The organism is Blastococcus sp. TBT05-19, assembly GCF_003319095.1.
Taxonomy (GTDB): Bacteria; Actinomycetota; Actinomycetes; order Mycobacteriales; family Geodermatophilaceae; genus Blastococcus.
The window spans coordinates 220,956-247,293 of the sequence record NZ_QOHI01000001.1 but is presented as its reverse complement, the minus strand read 5'-3'; the positions used below and the strand labels follow the sequence as shown (position 1 = coordinate 247,293).

Genomic DNA, 26,338 nt, shown 5'->3' with positions numbered 1-26,338 from the left:
TGCTCGGATACGTCATGAGGGCTTCAGTATCCGACCTCCGCCCTGCCGGTGACGACGGCGGGCTCGCGGACGGTCGTCCGCGGCAGCCACAGGCAGGCGATCGCGCCCAGCCCCACGACGACCGCGACGGCGAGGAACCCGGCGTCCAGCCCGCTGTGCGCGACCAGCGGCGGCACGGCGAGGTTGCCGATGATGCCGCCCAGCGCCATGGCCAGGGACATCGCCGAGACGGCGGTCGCGCGGTGGGCGGCGGTCACCCGCGTGTGCAGGACCGCGCTGAGCAGCGGCCACGCCGCCCCGTGCGCCACGTAGTGCAGGACGAACCCGGTGGCGGCGACCAGCAGCAGGTCCGGGCCGGCCAGCACGGCCAGGGACAGACCGCCCAGCACCGACAGCACCGCGCAGGCGGCCCGGGTGGAGCCGCGCAGCAGCCGGCGCATCGCCGGCGCGGCCACCGCCCCGACGGCGGCCGCGGCGAACGAGACGGCGAGGACGACGCCGTAGACCGCGGCCCCGTCGTCCCGGTCGCCGGCCAGCTCGCTGAACCGCACCGGACCGAGCAGCTCGCACGCCACCAGGCCGACCCCGCCCAGGGCGGTGAGCAGCAGCACCAGCCGCATCGGGCCGTCGGTGACCGACAGCCGCACGGCCCCGCCCACGGTCGACGGCAGCGCGCGCAGCCCGCCGGCCAGCGCGGCGCGGGCGCTGCCCTCGCGCGGCGGCCGGTCCTCGGTCAGCAGCCGGAGGACGGCGGCGATGAACACGAGGTCCAGCACGGCGGCGGCGAGGTAGGGCACCGCGAGGGCGTTCCCCCCGCCGAGCAGGCCGGGGAGGAACCCCCCGACGACGGCGCCGAGCGCGAGCCCCCCGCCGTCGGCCGCGGAGTGCTTCGCGAGCCCGGGCGCGACGTCGGCGTCCGGGTCGAGCGCGTGGACGGTGTCGACGTACCAGGCCTCGACCGGCCCGGAGTCGAGCACCCGACCCAGGCCGAGGAGAAGGACGCCGACGAGGAACCCGGCGGTGCTCGTGGCCGTGGCGTAGACGACGCAGGAGACGAGGTGCAGGACGGCGCCGGCGATCACGACCGGGCGGCGGCCGAGGACGTCGGCGAGCCCGCCGGTGGGCAGCTCGAGCAGGATCACCACCGCGCCGTGCACGGTGAACAGCAGACCGATCTCGGCGAGGGTCAGCCCGCGCGACTGCGCCAGGAGCACCATGATCGGCGTCGTCAGGCCCACCGGGAGCCAGCGCAGGGCGGTCAGCCCGACCAGCCGGCGGGTGGCGGCGCGGACGGTGACCGGCGCGCTCACGACGGCCACTCACGCAGCGGGACGACGTCGACCAGCACGCAGACCTGCTCGGTGCCGTCGGCCGGCTCCTCGACCGGGTGCTCGGCCATCCAGCGCCCGACGGTCGCGTGCAGCTCGTCGGCCAGCTCGCGCGCCTGCCCGGGCGTCAGCCGCAACGGGTAGTCGCTGAGCGAGGCGGCGTCGGTCCACTCCGGGTCGAACTGCCCTTTCTGCTCGAACCAGGCGTCGAGCACCCGGGCGTGCTGGTCGATCTCCAGCCGGGTGATCTCCTCCTGCACCTCGGCGCCGCCCTCCTGGGCCAAGAGGTCACCGGGCCGCCAGCTGGTCAGCCGGTGCCGGGCGCGCCACCAGCGCTCGCGCGCCGTGCCCTCGCCCTCGACCTCCTCGACGAAGCCGTACGCCGCGAGCTGGCGCAGGTGGTAGCTGGTCGAGCCGCTGCTCTCCCCGATGTCCCGACCCAGCCGGCTGGCCGTGGCGGGGCCGTGCAGCCGCAGCCGGCCCAGCAGCCGCGTGCGCAGCGGGTGGGCGAGCGCGCGCAGGGCGCGGACATCGGTCACCTCGACGGCGGGTTCCGGCGGCATCGGATCGGTGGGCACGCGGTCACCGTAGAGCCTGCAAAGCTTCCTTTGCAACGGACCCTTTGCATGCATCCGCTCGGGCGTCCGGTACAGAAGGAACACCGGAGGGGCGAGCAGCGCTACAGTCGCCAGTAGTTGAACTCTCAACGAGGAGGTCGGCATGCCTGCAGTGACCGTCGAGGACACCACCACCCTGCCGCGGGTCCCGCTGCCGGCTCCCCGCACCGTCCGCCGTCGCACCCGGTCGGTGACGACGGCGCCGTCGGGCTTCGAGGGCGAGGGCTTCCCGGTCCGCCGCGCGTTCGCCGGCGTCGACCTGCGGGCCCTGGACCCGTTCATCCACATGGACCAGATGGGCGAGGTCGAGTACGCGCCCGGCGAGCCCAAGGGCACCAGCTGGCACCCGCACCGCGGCTTCGAGACCGTCACCTACATCATCGACGGCGTCTTCGAGCACGCCGACTCCCACGGTGGCGGCGGCACGATCAGCAACGGCGACACGCAGTGGATGACCGCCGGCGGCGGCGTCCTGCACATCGAGCGGCCGCCGGAGCACCTCGTCGTCAGCGGCGGCCTGTTCCACGGGTTGCAGCTCTGGGTGAACCTGCCCCGCGCGCAGAAGTGGGTCGAGCCGCGCTACCAGGACCTGCGGGCGGACTCGTCGGTCCTGCTGGCCAGCCCGGACGCCGGTGCCTTCCTCCGGGTGATCGCCGGTGACGTGGCGGGCCACACCGGCCCGGGCTCCACCTACACGCCCATGGCGATGGTGCACGCCACCGTCGCCCCCGGCGCCACCCTCGACCTGCCGTGGCGGCCGGACTTCAACGCGCTGGTCTACGTGCTCTCCGGCTCCGGGTCGGTCGGCATCGACGGCGCACCGGTCAGCACCGGCCAGCTGGCGGTGCTCGGCCCCGGCGACACCGTGACGGTCAACGGAGCGGTGCGCCAGGAGTCGCGCACGCCCGCGCTGGACGTCGTCATCCTGGGCGGGCTGCCGATCCGCGAGCCGATCGCCATGTACGGGCCGTTCGTCATGAACACCCGGCAGGAGGTCCAGGACGCGTTCGCCGACTTCTCCGCGGGCCGCCTCGGATCCATCCCCGCCCAGTACGTTCCGCACAGCGACGTCCGGGGCGGCACCGATCAGCCCGAATAGGGCCAAAATGGCCATATTGGCCCTGAGGTAGGAGCTGTCATGAGCAACCTCGATCGCCGCCCGGCCGCCCGCGAGCTGGGTGGCCTGCAGCAGACCTCCACCGGGCCGGCGCTGGACCTGCTGCCGGCCAAGGAGGTCCTGCTGGGCGAGTCCACGCGGGTGCGCCGGCTGCTGCCGACCCTGGGCCGGCGCATGGTGGGCGCGTGGGCGTTCGTCGACCACTACGGCCCCGACGACATCGCCACCGCCCCCGGCATGCAGGTGGCGCCGCACCCGCACACCGGCCTGCAGACCGTCTCCTGGCTGCTCGACGGCGAGGTGCACCACCGCGACTCCCTGGGCAGCGACGTGCTGGTGCGCCCCGGCGAGCTCGCCCTGATGACCGCCGGCCACGGCATCGCCCACTCCGAGCAGTCCCCCGCCACCCACCCCCGGTTCCTGCACGGCGCCCAGCTCTGGGTCGCGCTGCCCGACGCCGACCGCGAGGTGGCGCCGCACTTCGAGCACCACGACACGCTGCCGGGCTTCACCTCCGACGGCCTGCGCGCCACGGTCCTGATGGGCGGCCTCGCCGGCACCACCTCGCCCGGCCGCGCCTACACCCCGCTGATGGGCGCCGACCTCGACCTGACCGCCGGCGCCGACGTGGAGATCCCGCTCGAGCCGGACTTCGAGTACGCCCTGCTGGCCTCCTCGGGCTCCGCCTCGGTCGAGGACGTGGTGCTCGAGCGCGGCGCGATGCTCTACCTGGGCACCGGGCGCCGCTCGCTGCGGCTGCGCGCGCCCGAGGCGGCACGGCTGCTCCTGCTGGGCGGCGAGCCCTTCGAGGAGCGGCTGGTCATGTGGTGGAACTTCGTGGGCCGCTCCGGCGAGGAGATCGCGAGCTACGCCGAGCAGTGGAACGCCGAGGACGACAGGTTCGGCGTCGTCGTCGGGTACGACGGCGACCGGCTGTCCGCACCGCCGCTGCCCCCCGTGCCGCTCCGGGCTCGCGGGCGGGTCCGCTGATGACCGCCGACCCGGACCTGCTCCGGTTCGTCGCCGGCCAGCGCTGGGGCGTGCTGGCCACCCTGCGGCGCGACGGCCGGCCCCAGCTGTCCAATGTCGGCTACGCCTGGGACGACGGCCTGATCCGCGTCTCGGTCACCGCGGACCGCGCCAAGACCCGCAACCTGCAGCGGGACCCGCGGGTGACCCTGCACGTCTCCTCGCCGGACTTCTGGAGCTGGGTCGCCGTGGACGGCACCGCAGACCTCACCCCGATCGCGCAGGACCCGCACGACGCCACCGTCGAGGAGCTGGTCGCCTACTACCGCGGGGTGTCCGGCGAGCACGAGGACTGGGACGAGTACCGGGCGGCGATGGTCGCCGACCGCCGCCTGGTCGTCCGCTTCCGCCCCGACCACGCGTACGGGCAGCTCTCCGGCTGACGGCCGGTCAGCCGGCGGTCACCTCCATGACCGAGAACGCGGCGCCCCAGGGGTCCTGGACGACGGCGAACCGCCCGTAGGGGCTGTCCATGGGGGCCATCGTCACGGTGCCCCCGCCGCGTCCCACCCGGCTGACGGCGTCGTCGGTCGAGGCGACCGCGAAGCAGACCGACCAGCCCTTCGGCCCTCCGGTCCCGAGCCCACCGAGCCCGCCGAGCGGGTCGCCGGTGGTGGCGAAGGTGGTGTAGTCCATCTCGTCGTCGATCGGCTCCCAGCGGTAGCCGAAGACCGCGGTGTAGAACGCCCGGGCCCGCTCGGTGTCCTCCACCGCGGCCTCGTTCCAGGCGAGCGAGCCCGGCTCGCCGTACCGCCGCACGCCGGTGTGCTCGCCGGACTGCCACAGCCCGAAGCCGTTGCCCTGCGGGTCGAGGGCGATCGTCATGCTGCCCAGCGGCCCGATCTGCATGGGCTCGACCACGACCGTGCCGCCGGCCTCCCGGATCGCGGCGACCGCGGCGGCCGCGTCGTCCGTGGCGAAGTAGGTGGTCCAGCCGTTGGGGTCGGCCTCCATGCTCGGCCCGAAGCCCGCGACCGGCTCGCCGCCGAGCAGGGCGTTGAGGTAGCCGCCGTACTCGGGGTCGGGATCGGTCCAGCTCCAGCCGAACACGTCGGCGTAGAAGGCCTGGGCGGCCGGCACGTCACCGGCGCCGTAGTCGATCCAGCACGGCGTCCCGGCCGGCCAGGCCGTGTTCCGAGTGGGCATGGGGTCCTCCTCCTCGAGGTGCGGGGAGGACCACCGTGGCACCGGCCACCGACAGTTCCCAGGGGTCGTCGCGCGACCGCCGCATCAGAAGCGGCCGCCTCCCGAGCTGCGGCCACCGCCGCCGCCGAACGAGCCGCCCCCGGAGCTGCGGCCGCCGAAGCCACCGCCGCCCCCGAACCCGCCGCCGAAGCCACCGCCGAACCCGCCGGAGGACCGGCCGCCCAGCAGGATGCCGCCGAGCACCAGGCTGCCCAGGTCGACGCCGCCCCGGCGGTAGCCGCCGCCGAACCCGCCGGGCATCCCCGGTCCGTAGCCGCTGCCGGAGCTCCAGCGGCCGACGTCGTCCTGCGCCAGGTCGAGGGCGTGCCGGGCGAGCAGGCCGGCCTGGTGCGCCGACCGCAGGGCCTGCACCGGATCGGTGGCGCTCCGGTCGACCGCGGCCTCCAGGTGGCGCCTGGCCTCCGCGAGCCGGGTGCGCGCCTCGGGGCCCACCGCGCCGCGGCGGGTGTCGATGAAGTCGGTGGCCGCGGCCACCGTGGAGCGGGCGGTGAGCAGCGCCTGGTCCAGCGCGGCGGCCGCGCGGCGGGCCTGGGTCTGCGCGTCCCGCGCCGCGCCGAGCGCCTGCTCGAGCGCCTCGTCGGCGTCCTCCAGCTGCCGCAGCGCCGCGAGGGGGTCACCGGGCGATCCGTCGGCCGGCCGCAGCGCGGTGTCGGCTGCCGCGAGCGCCGACTCGGCACGGGCGATCTGCGGCTCCAGCCCGCTCCGGTCGCCTCCACGCACGAGGGCGCGGGCCTCGGCGAGGTCCTTCTCGGTCTCCGCGCGCGCGGCGGGGACGCGGCCGGCGGCGGCCTCCAGGTCGGCGGCCAGCCGGCCCACGGCGTCCAGCAGCGTCTCCGTCTGGGCCACGGCGTCCTCGGCGGCCCGGAGGTCGCCGACGGCGTCCCCTCCCCTGCCGGCCTGGAGCGCCTCGCGGGCCTCCCGGATCTCCTGGTCGGCCGCGTCCAGGCGCGCCCCGGCCTGCGCCACGTTGTCGACGACGGCCGCCACGGCCGAGCCCGCGAAGCGCTGCCGCAGCCCGGCGAGCCGCTGGTCCTCCTGCGGCAGCCGGGCGCGCAGGGCCGCGATCCGGGGCCCGAGCGCGTCCAGCACCTGCGGGGCGTTCTTCTCCAGGTCGCGCAGCTGCTGGAAGGCCGCGCTCTGCTCGTCCAGGCGCGCATCGGCGGCGCTGGTCAGCGACAGGATCTCGGCCAGCATCCGGCGGGTCGTCGGCTCGTCCTCCGGGATCTCGTCGTCCAGCTCCTGCCGGCGGGTGAAGGCCCGGGCGAGCTCGGCCCTCGACTGGTCCAGCGCGGCACCGAAGCCCGCCACCGCCTGCTCCCCGTACTGCACGCGGGCGAAGTCGAGGTCGAGCTGCGAGGTCTTCACCGCCTCGTCGAGCTCCAGCAGCGCTTCGCTGGCGCGTCCCTGCAGCTGGTCGGTCGGCACCCCCTCGTGCGGGTCGCGCTCGCGTCGCCCACCGGGAGGCAGCGCACCTCCGCGGCGGTTCCGGCGCGAACGGCTCACCAGGTAGGCACCACCGCCGACGACCGCGATGCCGCCCAGCACCAGCAGCGCCGAGCCCCCGCCGCCGGAGGAGCCGTCGCCCGGGTCACCAGCCGCGGTCCCCCCTCCGCTCAGCAGTTCGGCGAACGCGCCCACCCCGCCGGCCCAGTCGTCCTCGCCCAGGTAGGGCTCGACCTCCTCGGCCGCGCGCTCCTCCAGCTCGACCTGCGACAGCGGGGAGGCCGGCGGACGGGAGAAGCCGTACGCCCGGTCCTCGACGGCGACCGCCAGCAGGGCGTCGTTGCGGCCCAGCTGGCTGAGCTCCGCCGTGGCGCTGGCCCAGTCCTCGGCCTGCGCCCCGTCGAAGCTCGCGACGAACACCACGAACAGCTGGATCCCGTTGGCCCGCCGCAGCTCGTCGACGGCGGCGTCGACCTCGTCCTCGCGGCCGCGCAGCGCGCCCACCTCGTCGGTGACCTGGTCGGTGAGCCGGAAGGGCGGCACCGCGTACGCCGGGCCGCCGGTGAGGAGGAGCAGGGCGAGCACGCCCAGGACGACGCACGAGCGGCGCACGAAGACCTCCGCGACGGTGGGTGGGACCCCGACGACCCTACCGACGGCCGAGGGGTCCGGCCCGGTCGCCGTGGGTAGGGGTGCGAGACCCATCGACCCAGGAGGATCTGTGCCCGACCGCGACTCCGTGCCCGCCGCCGATCTCCCCGAGGGGACCGTGCGCCGGGTGGGCGACTGGGCGGTGGGCAACCGCGGGCCCGGACCCGACGGCGACGACCGCTACTTCGCGGTGTCCCGGGTGTGCCGGCACCAGCTCGCCGACCTCTCCGAGGGCACCGTGGACGCCGACGGCTGCCTCGTCTGCCCGTGGCACCAGAGCCGCTACGACGTCCGCACCGGCGAGATGGTGGAGGGGCCGCGGGGCTTCCTCGGCTACCACGGGCCGACCCCGCTCTACACCCAGCTGGTGCGGCTGGTCGGCTCGCTGGCCCGGCTGCGCGTGCGCCGGGCCACCCGCCGGGGCGACGACGTCGTCCTCGACTGAGGTCGCACCGAGCGGGCCCCCGAGGGGTCCGCGCAGGTGCGAGGGACACGCTCCGCCCACCGGGGGGCGGCTCGTGGTCGCGGTGCGATCCGGAGGATCGCGGTGCTACGTGCGCTCGATGGGCTGGTCCACGCCCTGCACGAGCGCGTCGCTCTCCAGCGCCGTCTCGACCCCGGTCCGGCCCACCGAGACGCCCTGGGTGGCCGCGACCTCCTCCGGCGACTTGGGTCGCAGCACGCCGTCGCGGACCTCCTCGGCCCAGTGGCAGCTCACCAGCCGGCCGGGGGCCAGCTCGCGCAGCACCGGCACCTCGTCGTCGCAGCGGGTCTCCTGCCGCCACGGGCACCGCGTGTGGAAGCGGCAGCCGCTGGGCGGGTTCGCCGGCGAGGGCAGGTCACCGGCGAGCAGGATCCGCTCGCGGCCGGCCTCGACCACCGGGTCGGGCACCGGCACCGCGCTCATCAGCGCCCGCGTGTAGGGGTGCAGCGGCTGCTCGTAGAGGTCGTCGGCCGGGGCCTGCTCCACCAGCGAGCCGAGGTACATGACGCCGACGACGTCGCTGATGTGCCGGACGACGGCGAGGTCGTGCGCGATGACCAGGTAGGTGAGGCCGAGCCGCTCCTGCAGCTCCTCGAGCAGGTTGACGACCTGCGCCTGCACCGAGACGTCGAGCGCCGAGACCGGCTCGTCGGCGATCAGCAGGTCCGGCTCCAGGGTGAGCGCCCGCGCGATGCCGATGCGCTGCCGCTGACCGCCGGAGAACTCGTGCGGGTACCGGCGCAGGGCCGCGGCCGGCAGGCCGACGGAGTCCAGCAGCTCCCGGATCCGGGCCGCGATGCCCGCCGTCCCACCGCCCAGCCCGTGCGCCTTGAGCGGCTCGGACAGCAGCGACTCCACGTTCTGCCGCGGGTCCAGGCTGCCCAGCGGGTCCTGGAAGACCATCTGCATGCGCCGGCGCATCTGCCGCAGCGGCTCGCCCTTGAGCGCGGCGACGTCGGTGCCGTCGAAGACCACCTGACCGGCCGTGGGCTCGACCAGGCGCAGGACCGCCCGGCCCAGCGTGGACTTGCCGCAGCCGGACTCGCCCACCAGCCCGTAGGTGGTGCCGCGGTCGATGGAGAGGTCGACGCCGTCGACGGCGCGCACGTGCCCGACGGTGCGGTCGAAGAAGACGCCCCGCTTGATCGGGAAGTGGACCTCGAGCCCCTGCACGCGCAGCAGCGGCTCGGCGGCGGGGACGGCGGTCATCGGGCGGCTCCGAGAGCGGTGGCGCCGGCCGGGGACGGCGGGTACTGGATCGGGTGCCGGCAGCGCAGCTCGCGGCCGGGGCCGTCGGGCTCGAGCGACACCGTGCTGCCGGCGACCTCGGTCAGGCAGTCGTCCTGGGCGTTGTCGCAGCGGGGCGCGAAGGCGCAGCCCTCGGCCCACGGGATGGTGTCCCGGGCCGAGCCGCGGATCGGGGTCAGCGGTGCGCCGCGGCCGCCGTCGAGACGCGGCACCGAGGCCAGCAGCCCGCCGGTGTAGGGCTGGCGCGGGCGGGCGAACAGGTCGTGCCGGTCCGCCGTCTCGATGATCTTGCCGGCGTACATGACGTGCACGCGGTCGCAGAGCCCCGCGACGACGCCGAGGTCGTGGGTGATCATCACCAGCGCCGTCCCGGTGTCGACGACGAGCTCGCGCAGCAGCTCGAGGATCTGCGCCTGGATGGTGACGTCGAGGGCCGTGGTCGGCTCGTCGGCGATGAGCAGCCGCGGGGAGCACGCCAGCGCCATGGCGATGAGCGCGCGCTGGCGCATCCCGCCGGAGAGCTGGTGCGGGTACTCCTTGAGCCGGCGGCGGGGGTCGGGGATGCCGACCTTGTCCAGCAGCCCGGTGGCCTCGTCGGTCGCCTCCTTGCGGCTCAGGTCGCGGTGCTCGAGGAGCACCTCGGTGACCTGGGTGCCGATCGGCACGGTGGGGTTCAGCGAGGAGAGCGGGTCCTGGAACACCATCGCCATGTCCGCCCCGCGGAGGCGGCGCAGCGTGGCGTCCGGGGCGCCGACCAGCTCCTGCCCCTGGAAGCGCACCGAGCCGCTCACCTCGACGCCCCGCCGGGGCAGCAGGCCCATGACGGCCAGCGAGGTGACCGACTTGCCGCAGCCGGACTCACCGACGAGGCCGACGGTCTCCCCCGGCGCGACGGTGAAGCTGACGCCGTCGACGGCGCGGGTGGGCTGCTCGCCGCGGCGGGTGAACCGCACGGCGAGCTCCTCGACCTCCAGCACCGGCTCGGCCGGCATGGCGCTCAAGGGCTGCACGGTGCTCACCTCCGGAACTTCGGGTCGAGGGCCTCGCGCAGCGACTCACCGAGCAGGGTGAAGCCGAGCGCGACGACGATGATGCACAGCGCCGGGTAGACGGCGAGCTCCGGCCGGACGGAGAGGAACGCCTGGGCGTTGGCCAGCATGGCGCCCCACTCGGGCCGGGCCAGGTCGGGGTCGCCCAGGCCCAGGAACGAGAGGGCAGCGGCCTCGATGATCGCCGTCGCCAGCGACAGGGTGCCCTGGACGATCACCGGGGAGAGCGAGTTGGGCAGCACGTGCCCGAAGACGATCCGGCCCTTCTTCACCCCCAGCGCCGTCGCGGCGAGGGCGTAGTCGCTGTTGCGCTGGGCCAGCATCGACCCGCGCAGCAGGCGGGCGAAGATCGGCACCTGGGTCACCGCGATCGCGATCATCAGCGCGTACTGGTTCTGGCCCAGCAGCACCGAGATGCTGATCGCCATCAGCAGGCTCGGGATGGACAGCACGATGTCCACGAAGCGCATGACGACGGTGTCCACCCAGCCGCCGAGACCGCCCGCCAGCACGCCGAGGGCCATGCCGACGGCGACGCCGAGCACCGTGGAGATCACGCCGATCATCAGCGACTGCCGCGAGCCCCAGATGAGCCGCGACAGCAGGTCGCGGCCGAGGTTGTCGACGCCGAGCGGGAAGCCCTCCTGCGCGCCGGGGATGAAGCCCGGCCGGATCTGCGACAGCAGCGACTGCGCCAGCGGGTCGCGCGGGGCCAGCAGCGGCGCGAACGCCGCCACCACGAGGAACACCACGACGATGACCGCGCCGATGATCGCCACCGGGTTGCGCCGGAGGCGGCGGAAGGCGCTGCGGGTCAGCGAGACCCCACCCTCGCCCTCGGGCACGGCACCGGCGCGCGCGGCCAGCTCGTCGATCCGCCGGCGGCGGACGTCGCCCATGGCGGTCATCGGGCACGCACCCGCGGGTCGAGGAGGCCGTAGGAGATGTCGACCAGCAGGTTCACGAGCACGTACACCACCGCGAGCATGAGGATGAAGCCCTGCAGCAGGGCGAAGTCGCGCGCGAAGAGCGCGTCGTAGATCGCCGAGCCGACGCCGCCGAAGGCGAACACCGTCTCGGTGAGGACGGCGCCCGACAGCAGCAGCCCGGCCTGCAGGCCGATCGTCGTCGACACCGGGAGCAGGGCGTTGCGGATGATGTGCCGGCGCCGCACGGTCGACATGGCCAGCCCCTTGGCGTTCGCCGTCCGGACGTAGTCCTCGTTGACGACGTCGAGGACCGACGCGCGGGTGATGCGGACGATGATCGCCAGCGGGATGGTGCCGAGCGCGATCGCGGGCAGGATCAGGTGCAGGACGGCGTCCCAGGCGGCGTCCCACTCCCGGGTCATCAGCCCGTCGAGCACGTAGAAGTTCGTGATGCGGGTGGCGTCCATGCGCACGTCCTGGCGCCCGGACCCGGGCAGCCAGCCCAGCTCGACGGCGAACAGCAGCCGGAGCAGGTAGGCGAGGAAGAACACCGGGATCGCTACGCCCAGCAGCGAGCCGATGACCGACGTCGAGTCCAGCCAGCTGCCGTGCCGGCGGGCGGCCAGGTAGCCCAGCGGGATGCCCACGCCGACGGCGAAGATCAGCGCGAAGACCGTCAGCTCGACCGTGCCGGGCATCCGCTCGAAGAACTCGGTGGTGACGGCACGGCCGGTGCGGGCGGAGGTGCCGAAGTCGAGCCGGACGGCGCGGCCGAGGAAGCGCAGGTACTGGACGAGGATCGGCTCGTCCAGGCCGAAGAGCTCGTTGTAGCGGGCGATGGCCTCGGGGGTGGCGCGCTCGCCGAGCGCGGCCTGGGCCGGACCGCCGGGCAGGGCGCGCAGCCAGGCGAAGAGCAGCACCGACAGGCCCAGCAGGATCGGGATCAGCTGCAGGAGCCGCCGGACGATGAAGCGGAGCACGTGCGGGGGTCAACCTTCCTGGCGAGGAAGCGGGCCGGCCGCGCCGGCGGTGGACAGCTGTCCACCACCGGCGCGGCCGGGAACCGGATCAGTCGTTCAGCGAGACCGTCGAGAAGACCTCGGCGGTGAGGGGGCTGGGCTCGAGGCCCTCGACCCGCTCGGAGACGACGAGGGCCGGCGGCGAGTGCGAGATCGGGACACCCGGCAGGTAGTCCATGATCAGGCGGTTCGCCTCCTGGTACTGCTCGGTCCGGTTGGCCGGGTCCGGCTCCTGGTCGGCCTCGGCCAGCGCGGCGAAGATCTCCGGAGCGCTGAAGGCACCGAACTCCGCGGACGCCTGGTTGTTCGACGCCTCGGCGAAGAACGTCCCGATGAAGTTGTAGGCGTCGTTGTAGTCACCGGTCCAGCCGAGCAGGTGGATGTCGGCGCCACCGGCCTGGACGGCGTTCAGGTAGTCCGGGTTCCACGGCAGCGCCGTGGGCTGGACGGTGAAGCCGGCGTCGGTCAGGTTCTGGCTGATGACCTGGAACATCGCGGCCGGGTCCGGCAGGTAGGGCCGGCTGACGTCGGTCGGGTAGAAGAACCGCAGCGTCGTGCCGGTGGCCCCGGCCTCGGCGAGCAGCGACTTGGCCTTCTCGACGTCGTACTCGTAGGTCGTCACGTCGTCGGCCCAGCCGTCGACCGTCGGCGGCATGAACTGCGTGGCCGCCTCGGCACCGTCGGGGAGCAGCGAGTTGACGATGGTCTCCCGGTCGATCGCGTGGGCGATCGCCTGGCGGACCCGCACGTCCTTGAGGGCCGGGTTGGCGCCCGAGTCCGGGACGTTCCCGCCGTTCATGCCCAGGTAGAGGATGTTGAACGGGTCGCGGACCAGGACCTGGGCACCCTCGCCCTCGAGGCTGTCGTAGTCGGCGGGAGCGACGAAGTCGTAGCCGTCGATCGAGCCGGCCTGCAGCTCCTGCCGGCGGGTGTTGCCGTCGGAGATGGTGCGGAAGATGACCTCGTCGAGCTTGGCCTTCTCGCCCCAGTAGTCGTCGTTGCGGACGATGGTGACCTCGCCGTTGCCCCGGTCCCAGCTGTCGAACTTGAAGGGGCCGGTGCCGACCGGGTGCTCCATCGCGTACTCGGAGTAGGTCAGCGAGTCCTCGCTGCCGCTCAGGTTGTCCGCGTCGTACTCCTCCAGGGCGGTGGGGCTCTGGATGGAGAAGGACGGCAGCGCGAGGGCGGAGGGGAACTTCGAGGTCACCTGGGTGAGGTTGATGACCGCGGTGTTCTCGTCGGGCGCCTCGCAGCTCTCGTAGATGCTGGGGGTGTCCGGCGTGCTGGCGAAGCCGCCGAAGACCGCCTGGTAGTAGTACGAGGCGCTCGGGCTGGTGGCCAGGCCCTCGAAGTTGTACCAGCGGTCGAAGTTGAAGCAGACCGCGTCGGCGTTGAAGTCGGTGCCGTCGTGGAACTTCACGCCCTCCTGGAGCGAGAAGGTGTACTCGAGGCCGTCCTCGCTGACCTCCCAGTCGGTGGCGAGCTCGGGCACGGGGTCCGTGCCGCCGAGCTCGTTGCCCAGGAGGCCCTCGAAGATCTGGCGGGAGACGCGGAACGTCTCGCCGTCGCTGCCGAACGCGGGGTCGAGCATGGCGGGGTCACCAGCGGCGCCGAAGACCAGCGTGCCGCCGGACTCACCGCCTCCCTCGCCGCCCTCAGCGGAGTCCCGGTCGCTGGACGCGCAGGCCGACAGAGTGACTGCGGTGAGCGCGGCCGCGGAGGCGGCGAGCGCTCGGGTGGTACGACGACGTGTCATCGCGGAAGACCTGCCTTCCCGGCTCTCGCGAGCCGGACGAGTTCCGGACGGGGGCGCTGCGGGCGGGAAAGAGTCCACAGACGTTCCCGGACCCTAGGCGGCAGTCGTCGCTCGCGGTGAGGCCCTCGCGTCCATCGACACCAACCCGTGACCTTGATCGACGACGCGCAGGTCACGGGCGTGTGCGGACCCGCCGGGCTCGTTGCCCGCCGCGCTTCCGAGTGGCGGGCGGCGGGGTCCTTCAGGCGTCGATGCGGCGGCGGCCCTCGAACGCCCGGCCCAGGGTCACCTCGTCGGCGTACTCCAGGTCGCCCCCCACCGGCAGGCCGCTCGCCAGCCGGGAGACCGCCAGCCCCATCGGACCGACCAGCCGGGCCAGGTACGCCGCCGTCGCCTCGCCCTCGAGGTTCGGGTCGGTGGCGATGATCATCTCCTTGACGGAGCCGTCCATCAGCCGCGTCATGAGCTCCTTGACCCGCAGGTCGTCGGGGCCGACGCCGTCGATCGGGCTGATCGCGCCGCCGAGCACGTGGTAGCGGCCGCGGAACTCACGGGTGCGCTCGATCGCGACGACGTCCTTGGGCTCCTCGACGACGCACAGCACGTCCTCGGTCCGGCGCGGGTCGCGGCAGATGCGGCACTGCTCGGCCTCGGCGACGTTGAAGCACGTCACGCAGAAGCGCACCGACTCCTGGACGCGGGTCAGCGCCGCCACCAGCCGGCTGACGTCGGCGGACTCGGACGACAGCAGGTGGAAGGCGATGCGCTGGGCGCTCTTGGGGCCCACGCCGGGCAGGCGACCGAGCTCGTCGATCAGGTCCTGGACGGCACCCTCGTACACGGGGCTCCTCGGTAGGGGTAGGGGTTCGGGCCGGTGCGGCCGGTCAGAAGCCGGGCAGGCCCAGGCCGCCGCCGGGGCCACCCAGGCCGCCGGCGAGCGGGCCCATGCGGCTGGCCGCCAGGTCGTCGGCCGCGCGCTTGGCGTCGCGGACCGCGGCGACGACGAGGTCCTGCAGCGTCTCGATGTCGCTCGGGTCGACGGCGGCGGGGGCGATGGTGAGCGCGGTGAGCTCGCCGTCGCCGGTCATCGTCGCGGAGACCATGCCGCCGCCGGCGGTGCCGGTGACCTCCGCGGCGGCCAGCTCCTCCTGGGCGCTGACGAGCTGCTGCTGCATCTCCTGCGCCTGCTTCATCAGCTGCGACAGGTCGGGCTGGCCTCCGGGGAACATGCCACGAGAGTAGGCCGCGGGTCCGACCTTGCCGGTCGTTTCCCGGCGATGCCGCCGCGATCGCGTCCGCAACGCCCGGAAATGCCCGGCAGCGCAGACCTCAGCTGTCGACCGGACGCGCGCCCAGCTGGGCCCTCAGCAGCTGCAGCGCGGCCTGCTCCTGGTCGACCGCCGGCTCGGGCTCGCGCTCGCCGCCGGTCTCCGCGGCGCGCTCGGCCATGAGCTCGACGGCCTCCGCGGCCTCCGCCTGGCGCGCCGCCTCGCGCGCCACCTCGGGGGAGACGGCCGGCCCGGCGGAGGAGCCGCCCCCGGCCCCCTCGACGACGGCGTCGACGCGCCAGCGCACGCCCAGCAGCTCGTTGAGCGCCTCCCGGAGGACGTCCTTGTTCAGGTCGTCGCCCAGCCGCCGTGCCAACGCCGGCGAGGAGGTCGACAGGGTCAGGACGCCGTTGGCCAGCTGGTGCACCTGGGCGTTCTTGAGCAGCGCCTCGGTCGTGCGCTTGTGCTTCTTGACCACCGACAGCAGCTCGGGCCACACCCGGCGGACGTCGGCGGTGGTGAGCTCGCCGTCGCCCCCCGCGGCCTCGGGCGGGTTGGCCGACACCACGGGAGTCGGCTCGCCGCCGCGCGGCGCGGGCGCGGACTCGGCCGCGGCCCGCGGTGGGGAGGCCGGCGGGCGGGGCTGCTCGACCCGCGCGGCGGCGGCCTGGACCGCGGCCGGCTGGGCGGCGTGCGGCCAGTCCTCGTCGTCGGTCGGCTCGGGCGGGAGCGGGATGTCGGGCTCGCCCGTGGCCACCCGAGGCTGCCGGGCCGGTGCCGCGGCGGCGGGGGCGGACGGCGCGGGCTGCGGGGCCTGCGCAGGCCTCGGGCGGCTCCCCGGCTGGGCGGTCTCCGGCCAGTCGTCGGCTGCGGGCCGCGGCTTCTCCCCCGGCCTGGCGGTCTCCGGCCAGTCGGCGGCCGGCGCGGGTGCGGACGGCGCCGCCGCGGGTGCCGGACCGCGCTGCGGGGCCTCGCTGCGCTGGGACGGGCGCACGTACTCCTTGCGCGCGCCCGCAGCTGCCGGGGGCTGCTGCTGGGCGGGCGCGGGCGGGGTAGCGGCAGGCGCCGGGGCAGGCGCAGGAGCGGCCGCCGCGGGGCGCGGCGCCTCGCGGACCTGCGTGGGCGCGGCCTGGCGCACGGGCGCCTCGGCGTGCCCGACGTCCCGGCCCGCGTGCTCACCGGCGATCGACATCCGGCGCTCGAGCCGCTCCAGCCGCTGCAGCGTGGCCACGGCCGAGCCGTCGGTGGCCGGCAGGAGCATGCGGGCGCAGACCAGCTCGAGGAGCAGCCGCGGCGCCGTCGTCCCGCGCATCTCGGTGAGGCCCTCGTGCACGGTGTCGGCCATCCGGGAGAGCGTGGCCGAACCGAGCGCCTGGGCCTGCGAGGTCATCAGGTCCAGCCGGTCGGGCGGGCAGTCCAGCAGCCCGTTGCCGCCGGCGTCGGGAACGGCATCGAGGACGATCAGGTCGCGGAGCCGGTCGAGCAGGTCGGTGGCGAACCGGCGCGGGTCGTGCCCGGCCTCCACCACGCGGTCGACGGCGCGGAACACCCCCGGGGCGTCGTGCGCGGCCATCGCGTCGATCGTCTCGTCGAGCAGGGCGTCGTCGGTGACGCCGAGCAGCCCGACGGCGCTCTTGTAGGTGACGCCCTCCGGTCCGGCACCGGCCAGCAGCTGGTCGAGGATCGACAGCGAGTCGCGGACCGAGCCGCCGCCGGCGCGCACCACCAGCGGGAAGACGGTCGCCTCGACCTGGACGCCCTCGGCGACGCAGGTCCTCTCCAGCAGCGAGCGCAGCGTCGTCGGCGGCACCAGCCGGAACGGGTAGTGGTGCGTGCGCGACCGGATGGTCGGCAGCACCTTCTCCGGCTCCGTCGTCGCGAAGACGAAGACCAGGAACTCCGGCGGCTCCTCGACGACCTTGAGCAGGGCGTTGAAGCCCTGCGTGGTCACCATGTGCGCCTCGTCGACGATGTAGACCTTGTAGCGGCTGTTCACCGGGGCGAAGAAGGCGCGTTCGCGCAGGTCGCGGGCGTCGTCGACACCGCCGTGGCTGGCCGCGTCGATCTCGATGACGTCGAGCGAGCCGGGGCCGTCGGGCGCGAGCGCCACGCAGGAGCCGCAGACGCCGCACGGCGTGGACGTCGGCCCCTGCTCGCAGTTCAGCGAGCGGGCGAGGATCCGCGCCGACGACGTCTTGCCGCAGCCGCGCGGGCCGCTGAACAGGTAGGCGTGGTTGATCCGGCCGCCGTCGACCGCGTTCACCAGCGGCGCGGTGACGTGCTCCTGCCCGACCACCTCGGCGAAGGTCGCCGGGCGGTACTTGCGGTAGAGAGCCAGTGCCACGTCGGCAGGTTACGTGGCAACGGTGACAGGCAGGTGCACCCGGCCGACGGCGAAGTGCACCCGTTGCGGGGGCCCGGACGGCCTCCCGACGGAGACACGGGCAGCGGCTCACCGCGCCAGGGGGACGGCACCTGGCCGCGGTGTCGGCCGGAGGCCCGCAGAAGACGAGGACCCCCCGCGCACCCGCCAGAGCCCGCTTATCCTTGCTGCCTTCCGGCCCTGGGGAGGTTCACAGGATGACGCCACACGAGGGGTCGGCACCACTGTAGAGGAAACACCTCGGGGCCCGGACGACTCCCCCGCTAGGCTCCCGCCGCGCTCCGTTCGCGCCGCCGGAAACCCGCACCTGGAGCGTCATGACCACCCCGAGCCCCGCTGCCTCGCGCCGCGGCTTCGCCCTCGTGGTCCTCGCCGCCCTCTGCTGGGGCACCTCGGGCTTCAGCGGCAGCGTCGTGGCCCGCTACAGCGACCTCGGGCCCCTCGACATCGCCTGGCACCGCATGGCGATCGGCGCCGTCGTCCTGCTCGCCGGGTTCGCCCTCAGCAGGCGACGGCGAAGCGACGCGGTGCCGCCGCTCACCCGGGGCACGGCGGCGCGTCTCGGGCTGGTCGCCGCCGGCCTCGCTGCCTACCAACTCGCCTACTTCGCCGCCGTCGCCACCGCCGGGGTCAGCATCGCCACGCTGGTCGCCCTCGGCCTCGCCCCGCTGCTCATCGCCCTCGGCGCCACCGCGCTCGGGCACGGTCGGCCCGACCGCGCCACCGTCGTCGCCCTCGTCGCCGCCCTGGTCGGGCTGGTCCTGCTGGTGGGCGTCTCGGCCGGCGCCGACACCGGGACGGCGGTCGTGCTCGGCGCCCTCACCGCAGTGGGCTCGGCGCTCGGCTACGCGGTCGTCACCCTGGCCGGCGGCGGCGTGCCGGCCGGCATCCCGGTGACGCTGGTCGGCTTCGCCGGCGGCGCGCTGCTGCTCACCCCGGTGGCACTGGCCGTCGGGCTCCGGTTCACCGCCGACCCGGTGGCCCTGGGGGTGCTGCTCTACCTGGGCGTCGTGCCCAGCGCGCTGGCGTACGCGATGTTCTTCACCGGGCTGCGGACGGTGCCGGGTGCGGTGGCCTCGATCGTCACGCTCCTGGAGCCGCTGTCCGCCACGGTGCTGGCGACGGCGTTCCTGGGCGAGCGGCTCTCCCCCGGCGCGCTGGCCGGAGGCGTGCTGGTGCTGGCCGCCGTCGCCGGGCTGTACGCGCACCGGCTGCGGCAGCCGGTCCCGACCGCGGGCGCCTGACCCCGCCGGGAACGCGACGGGCCCCCGGCGTGCTGCCGGGGGCCCGTCGACCTGCGGAGGATGGGAGATTCGAACTCCCGAGGGGTTGCCCCCAACCCGCTTTCCAAGCGAGCGCCATAGGCCACTAGGCGAATCCTCCAGGTACGGCGAGGATCGTACCGGGCGCCTTCCGCCGATCCGCCGGGACACCACCGGAGAGGCCGAGCGGCGCCCCGTGCGGCATCCTGCACCGCAGGGCGGTTCGCCGGGTGGCCACTGGGGAAGGCTCCTGAACTGCGGGGCACCGACGAGGAGGCAGACCATGAGCGAGCACAGCGAGGTACGACCGGACGTCGTCGAGGCGATCGTCGGTGTGCTCAAGGGCGGCGACGCCGGAGAGCTCCCGGCCGGCGCCACGGCTGAGGAGAAGACGGCCGCGAAGGACCGCTACCTGTCCGAGTTCGTCGCCGAGCGCAGCAAGCGCGACCGGCAGGCGCAGGCGTGGGAGCTGCTGCTGACCCGCAGCTACGACGAGGCACCCACCTGGGAGCGCATCTTCGACGACCTCGACCCGGGCGTGCACACCGAGCTCGGCGACCTCTACGACGCCCTCCCCGCCGGCGCGCAGGAGGAGTACGCGCGCCGGTACGGCGTGCCCTCCACCGTCTGAGCGCGGCCGTCCCCCGTCGATGACCCGTCCTGTCGTCACCGCTCCCGGTCGCCTCATCGCCGGTCGCTACCGGCTCGAGTCGCAGATCGGTGGCGGCGGGATGGGCGCGGTGTGGCTCGCCCGCGACGAGCTGCTGGGCCGCCAGGTGGCGATCAAGCAGGTGCTCTCCCCCCTGGGAGCCGACGAGCGGCAGATCGACGAGCAGCGGCAGCGCGCCCTGCGCGAGGGCCGGATCGCCGCCCGGCTCAGCCACCCGCACGCCATCTCGGTCTACGACGTCGCCGTGGAGAGCGGCGCGCCGTGGCTGGTCATGGAGTACCTGCCCTCCCGCAGCCTGTCGGCGGTACTCACCGAGGACGGGCTCCTGCGGGTGGACCAGGTGGCGCAGATCGGCGCCCAGGTCGCCGACGCGCTGGCCGCCACGCACGCCGCCGGCATCGTGCACCGCGACGTGAAGCCCGGGAACATCCTCATCGGCCAGGGCGGCCGGATCGCCGGGCTGGTCAAGATCACCGACTTCGGCATCTCGCACGCCCGCGGCGACGTCACGCTCACCCAGACCGGCCAGATCACCGGCACCCCCGCCTACCTCGCGCCCGAGGTGGCGCAGGGGCGCGAGATGACCGAGGCCAGCGACGTCTTCTCCCTCGGCGCCACGCTCTACACCTGCCTGGAGGGCGCGCCGCCCTTCGGCACGGACGACAACGCGCTGGGCATGCTGCACCGCGTGGCCGGCGGGCAGGTCAACCCGCCGCAGCGGGCCGGGTCGCTCACCGCGCCGCTGATGCGCATGCTGGCCGCCGATCCAGCCGAGCGCCCCAGCATGACCGAGGTGCGCGACCAGCTGGCGAAACTGGCGGCCGGGCGGGACGGGGACACGACCACGGTGCTGCTGGCCCGCACCGACGTCGCCACCTCCCCGGGGCGCCCGGGCACCGCCGTCTTCCCCGCCGTCGCCGTCGAGAGCACTCCGGCTCCGGCTGCCGCGGAGGAGCCGACCCCCATCCCGCCGGCCGCGCGCACGCCCGTTCCCGCCACGGCACCCGCGAAGGGGACCCCGCCGGTCGTGGCTGCCCCGCCGCCCACGACGACCGGACCGGCTGCCGAGGCGGCCGGACCGCGCCGCCGACGGCGGTGGCCGCTGGTCGCCGCCGTCCTCGGCGTGGCGCTGCTCGCCGGTCTGCTGGTGCTGCTGCTCAACCTCTCCCCCGACGACCCGGACGAGAGCTCCGCCGACCCGTCGCCGTCCAGCTCCGAGCCCGCGCCCACCAGCGAGTCCGAGCCCCCGACGACGGAGCCCGAGGCGCCGACGGAGGAGACCGAGCCCACGACGTCGGAGGTCGTCGAGGAACCCGCCGGCGACCCGCTCAGCGCGGCCAACATCACCGCGTTCCTCGAGGACTACCACCAGCAGGTCATCGCGGATCCGGCCGCCGCGTACGACCGCACCGGGCCGACGCTGCGCGCGAACATCAGCCGCGAGAACTACATCGAGTACTGGAACCAGTTCTCCGGCGTGACGCTCAGCGAGGTGCAGGCGACCGACGGGCAGACCCGGGCCACCGGCCGGCTCGAGTGGACCTACACCAACGGCGAGGTGGAGTCCGCGGTCCGCGCGTTCACGGTCATCGAGCGGGACGGCCAGCTGATCCTGGACAGCGAACTCGACCCCTGACCGGGCCCGCGGTGCAGGCCGGACCGCGCACGGATCGTGACGGGCGTCGGCACGACCGGGTGAACGCCCTCACCCGGCCGGGCGGTGGCCCGCAGGGCGCACTACTCACCGTGACGGCGGCGGGGAGGATGCACGGCGTGACCACGGCCCGGAAGCTCCTCGCCTCGCTGGCGACGATCGCCGCCGCTGCCGGCCTGATGGCCTTCGGCAGCCTCGGGGAGATCACGACCGAGAACGCCGGCATCACCCGCACGTCGTCCGCCGACCGGTAGCCGGACGCGCTCGGCCCCGGATGCAGGAACGGCGACGTCCACCAGGTCGCTGACCTGACGGACGTCGCCGTCCACGAGCGGTGGCGGTGGGATTTGAACCCACGGAGGGGGTTGCCCTCACACGCTTTCGAGGCGTGCTCCTTCGGCCGCTCGGACACGCCACCGCCGAAGAGACTACAGGCCCCGTTGACGCCGGAAGAAGGCACGTAGCAGCGCGCCGCACTCCTCGGCCCGGATGCCCCCGGTGACCTGTGGCCGGTGGTTGAGCCGGCGGTCGCGGACGACGTCCCAGAGCGATCCGGCGGCCCCCGCCTTCGGGTCGTCGGCGCCGTAGACCACGGCGTCCACCCGCGACAGGACGCTCGCGCCGGCGCACATCGTGCAGGGCTCGAGGGTGACGACGAGCGTGCAGCCGGACAGCCGCCAGCCGTCGCCGTGCACCTGCGCTGCCGCTCGCAGCGCGAGCACCTCGGCGTGCGCGGTCGGGTCGCCGCGCTTCTCCCGCTCGTTGGCGGCCTCGGCCAGCACCGTGCCGTCCGGGCCGAGGACGACGGCGCCGATCGGGGTGTCCCCCCACTCCTCGGCCGCGGCCGCCAGCTCCAGCGCCCGCCCCATCACGGCGCCCAGGTCGGCGGTCACCAGGTGCTCCCTCGGCCAGTCGGGCTCTGCCCACCGTGGTGGGCAGAGCCCGACTGCCCGAGGAACAGAGGCATCCCCGGGGTCACGACGCAGCGTCCAGGGGGAAGCCGACCAGCTCGGACAGCTCGGCCAGCGCCACCGCGGGGTCGACGACCTTGATCGTCGAGAACCCCAGCGCCCGCGCCGGCTTCAGGTTGATGCCCAGGTCGTCCAGGTAGGCGCAGTCGGCCGCCCCGATCGGCCGGCCCACGGCGTCCGAGAGCCGCTCCAGCGCGCGGCGGTAGATCTCCGGCTCGGGCTTGCGCACGCCCTCGACCGAGGACTCCACCACCGCGTCGAACAGCTCCAGCAGCTCCCCGAGCCGGCCGGTGCGCTCCATCGGCGCGACGTTGTTCGACAGCACCGCCAGGGGCAGCCCGGCCCCGCGGAGCCGGCGCACCGCGGCCACCATCGCCGGGCGGACGTCGCCGTGCAGCGCGGCCAGCACGCGGGCGGCGTCGATCCGGTGCCCTCGCGCCGCGGCCTCGGCCTCGAACGCCGCGGAGAAACCGGCGACGTCGAGCTCGTTGCGCTCGTAGCGGGCCCAGGCGTTCGTGTCGGGGTCGGTCGAGTTCAGCTGCCTGATCAGCCCCTCCGGCAGCCCGGCCTCGCGCTCGTACGCGGCGAAGGCGGTCATCGGGCTCTCGGTGATCACGCCGCCCAGGTCGAAGACGACGGCGGAGACGGTCACGCGGTCACCGCCGCGGCGAGCTCCTCGGCGAACCCGAGCCGGGTGGCGATCCGCTCCACCATCTCGTCGGCCCACAGGTCGTCGGCGGTCACGATCGGGCGCAGCTCGTCGGCGGGCAGGCCGTCGTCGGCGAACAGGTCGAGGTCACCACCGGGCCAGCCGGTCTCGTCGTCGTCGAAGGCCCCCTCGGTGTCGACGCCGATGCCGTAGCGCTCGACCACCTCGGCGGCGAGCACCCACTCCAGCATCGTGGCGTCGGAGATCAGCGCCCGCACCATGCCGCCCGGGCCGTGCCGCAGCGCCACGAAGTACAGCCGCGAGTCGAGGACGAGGACGAACGGCGGCGGCCAGCCCCCGGCACCCGGCTCCCCCAGTGCCCGCTCCAGCACCGGCAGCTCGTCACCGGCGTCCTGGGCGAGCAACCGCACCTGCCAGCGCCCGCCCTCGCGCGCGACCCGGACGGCGAACGCGGACCGGCCGTAGACGCTCCCGTCGGTCATCGCTTGCGGAGCAGGGTCAGGCCGTCGGCCAGCGGCAGCAGCACGGTCTCCCAGCGGGGGTCGGTGGCCAGCGCCGCGTTCAGCGACGCGAGGGCGGAGTCGGACTCGTCCTCGGGATCGAGCACCTGCCCCCCGCGCAGCGTGTTGTCCAGCAGGACGACGCCGTTGCCGGTCAGCCGCGGGTGCAGCTCCTCGACGTACGCGGCGTAGCCGGTCTTGTCCGCGTCGACGAAGGCCAGGTCGAAGGTCTCCTCCGCCGGCAGCTCCCGGAGCGTGGCCAGCGCGTCGCCGAGGCGCAGCTCGATCCGGTCGGCCACGCCCGCCCGCTCCCAGTACCGGCGGGCGACGGCGGTCCACTCCTCGCTGCGGTCCAGGCAGAGCAGCGACCCGTCCTCGGGCAGCCCCTCGGCGATGCACAGCGCGGAGAACCCGGTGAACGTGCCGATCTCGATGGCCCGCCGGGCGCCCAGCGCGCGGGTGAGCAGCCGCATCAGCACGCCCTGCTCGGGCGCGATCTGCATGGTGGGCGAGGCCTCGCCGCGCTCGGCCATCTCGGCGGTCTCCCGGATCAGGTCGGCCATGACGGCGTCGACGGGTTCCGAGGATGCCTGCACGTAGTCCGCCAGCTCGGCGGTGAGGAGGAACGAGCGGGGCGTCATAGCCTCTGATCATGGCCGATGCCCCCGCGTTCCCGGTCCCGACCATGCCCGCCCCGCCGGTGGGCGTCGTCGGGCTGGGCCAGCTGGGCGGCTCGCTGGCCGCCGCCCTGGTCGCCGCGGGCCGCGAGGTGAGCGGCTGGGACGTCGATCCCGCCGCGCGCGAGGCCGCGGCCGCGCGCGGGGTGCGGATCACCCGGGAGTTCAGCGGCGTCGTCGTCCTCGCCGTCCCGCTGCCGGCCATGACGACGGCGCTCGAGGGGCTGGCCGTCGACCCGGCCGCCACCGTCACCGACCTGGGCTCGGTCAAGGTGCCGGTCGTCGAGTCGCTGGGCGCGGCGTTCGGCGGCCGGTTCGTGGGCGGGCACCCGATGTGCGGCACCGAGCGCTCCGGCCACGAGGCGACCGACCCCGGGCTGTTCGCCGGCGCCCGCTGGGCGCTGTGCCTGGAGCCGGGCACCGAGCTGCCGCGCTGGCTGCGCGTCGCCGAGGTGGCGCTGGCGGTGGGCGCGGAGGTGGTGCCGGTGACCGCCGCCGAGCACGACGACGCCGTCGCTGCCATCAGCCACGTCCCGCACCTGCTGGCCGCCGCGCTCGCCGCCGCCGCGGCCGACGCCGGACCGCTCGCCCTCGCGCTGGCCGCGGGCAGCTTCCGCGACGGCACCCGGGTCATGGGCAGCGACCCCGCCTTCGTGACGGCCATGGTCGAGGGCAACGCCGGACCGACTGCCGCGGCCCTCGACCGGGTCCGGGCCCAGCTGGACCGGCCGTGGCCGGAGCTGGTGGGCGCGGGTTCCGCGGTCGCCCGGCGCTCTCCCGACCGGCGCACCGTGCGGGTGCCGCTGGACCGCTCGGCGCTGCTGGCGCTGGGGCGCGCGGGCGGGGCGGTGCACCGGCGGCTCGCGGCGTTCGTGGAGGGCTGGCTCCCCGCCTAGGTCCGTTTCGCGCCCGCGCCGACGGGCAGGGACGGGGGCATGGACGAGAACGACATCCTCTCCCGCATCCACACGCTGGTCGACGAGGAGCACAAGCTCCGCGACAGCAGCGAGCACACCGACGAGACCCGTGCCCGGATGAGCAAGCTCGAGGCCGACCTCGACCAGTGCTGGGACCTGCTCCGCCAGCGCCGAGCCAAGCGCCAGTACGGCGAGGACCCCGACGAGGCCCAGGCTCGCCCCGAGCCCCAGGTGGAGAGCTACCTGCAGTAGCGCCGGCGGGCCGCCGTCACGCCGACCGCGTGGTCGGCTGCCGGCGGCCGGTGCCGAGCAGCGCCAGCTGCCACAGCAGGCGCGACCGCGGGTCGGTGAGCTTGCGCCCGGTCACCGACTCGATCCGCCGCAGCCGGTGCATGACGGTGTTCCGGTGGCAGTAGAGCGCGTCCGCCGCCCGCGTCGGCGACCCGTCGGCGGCGAGGAACGCCTCGAGGGTGTCCAGCAGGACGCCCTGCTCGTCCTCGGGCAGCTCCAGCAGACCGCCGAGCGACTGGCCCACGAGCCGGGAGCTGATCTCGGGCGAGTTGCTCAGCAGCGCCTCGGGGAGCCGTTCGTCGATGCTCACCACGCGCCGCACCCCCGCCGGCAGGGTCCGTGCGGCGGTCTCGGCCAGGCGGTACGCCGCACCCGCGCCGGCGGCGTCGGCCACCACGTCCGAGACGCCGACGGGACCGCGGGCCACCCCGGTCAGGAGGGCCACCACGTCCGCGGGCCGGACGGCGCCCAGCACCACGAAGCCGACCTGCGCGTCGCCGCGACCGCCCCACACCGACCGCACCCCGCGCTTGAGCAGCCCGTCGGTCGGCGCGTCCAGGGCCGGGCAGCCGTCGGGGCCGGGCAGCGCCACCACGGCCATGAGCCGGCCGTCGAGCGGCATCGCCAGCAGCTCCGACGCGCTGCGCACGAAGGCGGGGTCGCCCCCGCGGCCGTCGATGAGCCCGTCCAACACCTGCTGCCGGGCCACCTCGTCCACGCCGGCCAGCCGCCGCTGCTCCTCCCGGTAGCCCTCGGCGACGGCGGCGCAGTCGGCGTCGTTCGTCCGCCACACCGAGCCGGCGACCTCCAGCAGCAGGACGTCGTGGCCGTGCGGGCTGCGCTGGGACACCGACAGCAGCCCCTCCCAGGTGACCTGGCCGCCCAGCCGGTAGGCGCGCAGCACCGCCTCCAGCGGCACGCCCTGGGCCGCCCGCCGGCGCCCCACCGCGCGGGCTCCCGCCCGCGTGCCGTCGGCGTGGTCGGTCCAGCCCGCGAGCAGCGTCTGCAGCCCGTGCTCCAGGTTGCGGCGGGTGGAGGCCCGCAGCTCCTCCTCCGGCACCAGCAGCTCGCGGTAGGCGGGCTCGCTCCGCAGCAGGACGTCGAGCATGCGGTCGGTCATGTCCTCGAGCTCGGACATCAGCAAGGGTGCGAGCTCGGCCAGACGAGCCGCGACCTCCGGTCGGAACGGATGCACGCGC

27 protein-coding genes, 2 tRNA genes and 1 other RNA gene are annotated in these 26,338 nt (G+C 74.8%); 10 read left to right on the top strand and 20 right to left on the bottom strand.

Annotated features, from left to right (window positions below):
* Positions 1-23: 23 nt before the first annotated feature.
* Together DQ244_RS01160 and DQ244_RS01155 are read right to left on the bottom strand one after the other, a co-directional pair.
* Entirely contained in the window at positions 24-1,310 is a 1,287-nt protein-coding gene (locus DQ244_RS01160) for an MFS transporter (protein WP_147251443.1), read from the bottom strand.
* The gene (locus DQ244_RS01155) at positions 1,307-1,906 is read right to left on the bottom strand and encodes a helix-turn-helix domain-containing protein (RefSeq protein ID WP_158544441.1); all 600 of its coding nucleotides are present in this window, start codon (positions 1,904-1,906) and stop codon (positions 1,307-1,309) included. The genes DQ244_RS01160 and DQ244_RS01155 overlap by 4 nt, the downstream gene beginning before the upstream one ends.
* Positions 1,907-2,048: 142 nt before the next feature.
* On the opposite strand from DQ244_RS01155, the gene DQ244_RS01150 reads away from it, so the two are divergent.
* From DQ244_RS01150 to DQ244_RS01140, 3 genes are read left to right on the top strand one after another with little or no spacing between them, the layout of a single operon-like run.
* Entirely contained in the window at positions 2,049-3,044 is a 996-nt protein-coding gene (locus DQ244_RS01150) for a pirin family protein (RefSeq protein WP_113809654.1), read from the top strand.
* Between the two features lie 39 nt (positions 3,045-3,083).
* Positions 3,084-4,052, top strand: coding sequence for a pirin family protein (locus DQ244_RS01145; RefSeq protein ID WP_113809653.1), 969 nt, complete (start codon positions 3,084-3,086; stop codon positions 4,050-4,052).
* Complete coding sequence (locus DQ244_RS01140) at positions 4,052-4,474, top strand: PPOX class F420-dependent oxidoreductase (RefSeq protein ID WP_113809652.1); 423 nt, start codon at positions 4,052-4,054, stop codon at positions 4,472-4,474. The genes DQ244_RS01145 and DQ244_RS01140 overlap by 1 nt, the downstream gene beginning before the upstream one ends.
* Positions 4,475-4,481: 7 nt before the next feature.
* Here DQ244_RS01140 and DQ244_RS01135 read toward each other — a convergent pair whose 3' ends face one another.
* Together DQ244_RS01135 and DQ244_RS20110 are read right to left on the bottom strand one after the other, a co-directional pair.
* On the bottom strand, positions 4,482-5,237 hold the full coding sequence (locus tag DQ244_RS01135) for a VOC family protein (RefSeq protein WP_113809651.1): 756 nt from the start codon (positions 5,235-5,237) through the stop codon (positions 4,482-4,484).
* Positions 5,238-5,321: 84 nt separating this feature from the next.
* Positions 5,322-7,352, bottom strand: coding sequence for a TPM domain-containing protein (locus DQ244_RS20110; RefSeq protein ID WP_304556507.1), 2,031 nt, complete (start codon positions 7,350-7,352; stop codon positions 5,322-5,324).
* 109 nt (positions 7,353-7,461) lie between these two features.
* Between DQ244_RS20110 and DQ244_RS01125 the strand changes: the two genes are divergently transcribed.
* Entirely contained in the window at positions 7,462-7,836 is a 375-nt protein-coding gene (locus DQ244_RS01125) for a Rieske 2Fe-2S domain-containing protein (RefSeq protein WP_113809649.1), read from the top strand.
* A gap of 105 nt (positions 7,837-7,941) precedes the next feature.
* Here the strand turns inward: DQ244_RS01125 and DQ244_RS01120 are convergent, their stop codons facing one another.
* The 9 genes from DQ244_RS01120 to ffs all read right to left on the bottom strand — a co-directional run bounded on the left by DQ244_RS01120 (position 7,942) and on the right by ffs (position 17,747).
* Positions 7,942-9,084 (bottom strand): ABC transporter ATP-binding protein, encoded by a 1,143-nt coding sequence (locus tag DQ244_RS01120; protein ID WP_113809648.1) that lies wholly within the window; start codon positions 9,082-9,084, stop codon positions 7,942-7,944.
* The gene (locus DQ244_RS01115) at positions 9,081-10,133 is read right to left on the bottom strand and encodes an ABC transporter ATP-binding protein (RefSeq protein ID WP_233491094.1); all 1,053 of its coding nucleotides are present in this window, start codon (positions 10,131-10,133) and stop codon (positions 9,081-9,083) included. Before DQ244_RS01115 ends, DQ244_RS01120 begins: the two co-directional genes overlap by 4 nt.
* Before the next feature lie 5 nt (positions 10,134-10,138).
* On the bottom strand, positions 10,139-11,080 hold the full coding sequence (locus DQ244_RS01110) for an ABC transporter permease (RefSeq protein ID WP_113809646.1): 942 nt from the start codon (positions 11,078-11,080) through the stop codon (positions 10,139-10,141).
* Positions 11,077-12,081 (bottom strand): ABC transporter permease, encoded by a 1,005-nt coding sequence (locus DQ244_RS01105; protein ID WP_113809645.1) that lies wholly within the window; start codon positions 12,079-12,081, stop codon positions 11,077-11,079. The genes DQ244_RS01110 and DQ244_RS01105 overlap by 4 nt, the downstream gene beginning before the upstream one ends.
* Before the next feature lie 88 nt (positions 12,082-12,169).
* Entirely contained in the window at positions 12,170-13,876 is a 1,707-nt protein-coding gene (locus DQ244_RS01100; RefSeq protein ID WP_113809644.1) for an ABC transporter substrate-binding protein, read from the bottom strand.
* 241 nt (positions 13,877-14,117) lie between these two features.
* Entirely contained in the window at positions 14,118-14,717 is a 600-nt protein-coding gene (gene recR, locus DQ244_RS01095) for a recombination mediator RecR (RefSeq protein ID WP_113809643.1), read from the bottom strand.
* 43 nt (positions 14,718-14,760) lie between these two features.
* Entirely contained in the window at positions 14,761-15,105 is a 345-nt protein-coding gene (locus DQ244_RS01090) for a YbaB/EbfC family nucleoid-associated protein (RefSeq protein WP_113809642.1), read from the bottom strand.
* A 100-nt stretch (positions 15,106-15,205) separates the two neighbouring features.
* Complete coding sequence (locus DQ244_RS01085; protein WP_113809641.1) at positions 15,206-17,488, bottom strand: DNA polymerase III subunit gamma and tau; 2,283 nt, start codon at positions 17,486-17,488, stop codon at positions 15,206-15,208.
* Between the two features lie 163 nt (positions 17,489-17,651).
* Positions 17,652-17,747, bottom strand: an RNA gene (ffs, locus tag DQ244_RS01080) — signal recognition particle sRNA small type.
* 97 nt (positions 17,748-17,844) lie between these two features.
* On the opposite strand from ffs, the gene DQ244_RS01075 reads away from it, so the two are divergent.
* Positions 17,845-18,771: a DMT family transporter gene (locus tag DQ244_RS01075; RefSeq protein ID WP_113809640.1), complete on the top strand. Its 927-nt coding sequence runs from the start codon at positions 17,845-17,847 to the stop codon at positions 18,769-18,771.
* A 54-nt stretch (positions 18,772-18,825) separates the two neighbouring features.
* On the opposite strand, the gene DQ244_RS01070 is transcribed toward DQ244_RS01075, so the two are convergent.
* Positions 18,826-18,910: transfer RNA gene (locus DQ244_RS01070), tRNA-Ser, on the bottom strand.
* 162 nt (positions 18,911-19,072) lie between these two features.
* Here DQ244_RS01070 and DQ244_RS01065 point away from each other — a divergent pair.
* From DQ244_RS01065 to DQ244_RS20030, 3 genes are all read left to right on the top strand, one after another.
* The gene (locus tag DQ244_RS01065) at positions 19,073-19,420 is read left to right on the top strand and encodes a hypothetical protein (RefSeq protein WP_113809639.1); all 348 of its coding nucleotides are present in this window, start codon (positions 19,073-19,075) and stop codon (positions 19,418-19,420) included.
* Between the two features lie 19 nt (positions 19,421-19,439).
* A complete protein-coding gene (locus DQ244_RS01060) occupies positions 19,440-21,095 on the top strand; it encodes a serine/threonine-protein kinase (protein ID WP_199580092.1) in 1,656 nt (551 codons plus the stop codon).
* Positions 21,096-21,232: 137 nt separating this feature from the next.
* Positions 21,233-21,367, top strand: a complete 135-nt coding sequence (locus DQ244_RS20030) for a hypothetical protein (protein WP_255411576.1) — start codon at positions 21,233-21,235, stop codon at positions 21,365-21,367.
* A 78-nt stretch (positions 21,368-21,445) separates the two neighbouring features.
* On the opposite strand, the gene DQ244_RS01055 is transcribed toward DQ244_RS20030, so the two are convergent.
* From DQ244_RS01055 to DQ244_RS01035, 5 genes are all read right to left on the bottom strand, one after another.
* Positions 21,446-21,531, bottom strand: a tRNA-Ser gene (locus DQ244_RS01055).
* Positions 21,532-21,541: 10 nt separating this feature from the next.
* Positions 21,542-22,006, bottom strand: coding sequence for a nucleoside deaminase (locus tag DQ244_RS01050; RefSeq protein ID WP_233491093.1), 465 nt, complete (start codon positions 22,004-22,006; stop codon positions 21,542-21,544).
* A gap of 82 nt (positions 22,007-22,088) precedes the next feature.
* Positions 22,089-22,736 carry an HAD-IA family hydrolase gene (locus DQ244_RS01045; RefSeq protein WP_113809638.1) on the bottom strand — a complete coding sequence of 216 codons (648 nt, stop codon included), beginning with the start codon at positions 22,734-22,736 and terminating at the stop codon, positions 22,089-22,091.
* Positions 22,733-23,236, bottom strand: a complete 504-nt coding sequence (locus DQ244_RS01040; protein ID WP_113809637.1) for a tRNA adenosine deaminase-associated protein — start codon at positions 23,234-23,236, stop codon at positions 22,733-22,735. Before DQ244_RS01040 ends, DQ244_RS01045 begins: the two co-directional genes overlap by 4 nt.
* Complete coding sequence (locus DQ244_RS01035; RefSeq protein ID WP_113809636.1) at positions 23,233-23,895, bottom strand: O-methyltransferase; 663 nt, start codon at positions 23,893-23,895, stop codon at positions 23,233-23,235. Before DQ244_RS01035 ends, DQ244_RS01040 begins: the two co-directional genes overlap by 4 nt.
* 11 nt (positions 23,896-23,906) lie before the next feature.
* Between DQ244_RS01035 and DQ244_RS01030 the strand changes: the two genes are divergently transcribed.
* On the top strand, positions 23,907-24,827 hold the full coding sequence (locus DQ244_RS01030) for a prephenate dehydrogenase/arogenate dehydrogenase family protein (RefSeq protein WP_113809635.1): 921 nt from the start codon (positions 23,907-23,909) through the stop codon (positions 24,825-24,827).
* Between the two features lie 39 nt (positions 24,828-24,866).
* The gene (locus tag DQ244_RS01025; protein WP_113809634.1) at positions 24,867-25,100 is read left to right on the top strand and encodes a DUF2630 family protein; all 234 of its coding nucleotides are present in this window, start codon (positions 24,867-24,869) and stop codon (positions 25,098-25,100) included.
* Positions 25,101-25,116: 16 nt separating this feature from the next.
* Here DQ244_RS01025 and DQ244_RS01020 read toward each other — a convergent pair whose 3' ends face one another.
* Positions 25,117-26,334: a CdaR family transcriptional regulator gene (locus DQ244_RS01020; RefSeq protein WP_113809633.1), complete on the bottom strand. Its 1,218-nt coding sequence runs from the start codon at positions 26,332-26,334 to the stop codon at positions 25,117-25,119.
* Between the last annotated feature and the right edge of the window lie 4 nt (positions 26,335-26,338).

Bases quoted from the DNA above. Each gene is read 5' to 3' on its own strand.
- DQ244_RS01025 (WP_113809634.1), top strand. From the start codon at position 24,867: ATGGACGAGAACGACATCCTCTCCCGCATCCACACGCTGGTCGACGAG.
- DQ244_RS01030 (WP_113809635.1), top strand. From the start codon at position 23,907: ATGGCCGATGCCCCCGCGTTCCCGGTCCCGACCATGCCCGCCCCGCCG.
- DQ244_RS01075 (WP_113809640.1), top strand. From the start codon at position 17,845: ATGACCACCCCGAGCCCCGCTGCCTCGCGCCGCGGCTTCGCCCTCGTG.
- DQ244_RS01150 (WP_113809654.1), top strand. From the start codon at position 2,049: ATGCCTGCAGTGACCGTCGAGGACACCACCACCCTGCCGCGGGTCCCG.
- DQ244_RS01135 (WP_113809651.1), bottom strand. From the start codon at position 5,237: ATGCCCACTCGGAACACGGCCTGGCCGGCCGGGACGCCGTGCTGGATC.
- DQ244_RS01065 (WP_113809639.1), top strand. From the start codon at position 19,073: ATGAGCGAGCACAGCGAGGTACGACCGGACGTCGTCGAGGCGATCGTC.
- DQ244_RS01120 (WP_113809648.1), bottom strand. From the start codon at position 9,084: ATGACCGCCGTCCCCGCCGCCGAGCCGCTGCTGCGCGTGCAGGGGCTC.
- DQ244_RS01145 (WP_113809653.1), top strand. From the start codon at position 3,084: ATGAGCAACCTCGATCGCCGCCCGGCCGCCCGCGAGCTGGGTGGCCTG.
- DQ244_RS01035 (WP_113809636.1), bottom strand. From the start codon at position 23,895: ATGACGCCCCGCTCGTTCCTCCTCACCGCCGAGCTGGCGGACTACGTG.
- DQ244_RS01090 (WP_113809642.1), bottom strand. From the start codon at position 15,105: ATGTTCCCCGGAGGCCAGCCCGACCTGTCGCAGCTGATGAAGCAGGCG.
- DQ244_RS01110 (WP_113809646.1), bottom strand. From the start codon at position 11,080: ATGACCGCCATGGGCGACGTCCGCCGCCGGCGGATCGACGAGCTGGCC.
- DQ244_RS01040 (WP_113809637.1), bottom strand. From the start codon at position 23,236: ATGACCGACGGGAGCGTCTACGGCCGGTCCGCGTTCGCCGTCCGGGTC.
- DQ244_RS01100 (WP_113809644.1), bottom strand. From the start codon at position 13,876: ATGACACGTCGTCGTACCACCCGAGCGCTCGCCGCCTCCGCGGCCGCG.
- DQ244_RS01060 (WP_199580092.1), top strand. From the start codon at position 19,440: ATGACCCGTCCTGTCGTCACCGCTCCCGGTCGCCTCATCGCCGGTCGC.
- DQ244_RS01140 (WP_113809652.1), top strand. From the start codon at position 4,052: ATGACCGCCGACCCGGACCTGCTCCGGTTCGTCGCCGGCCAGCGCTGG.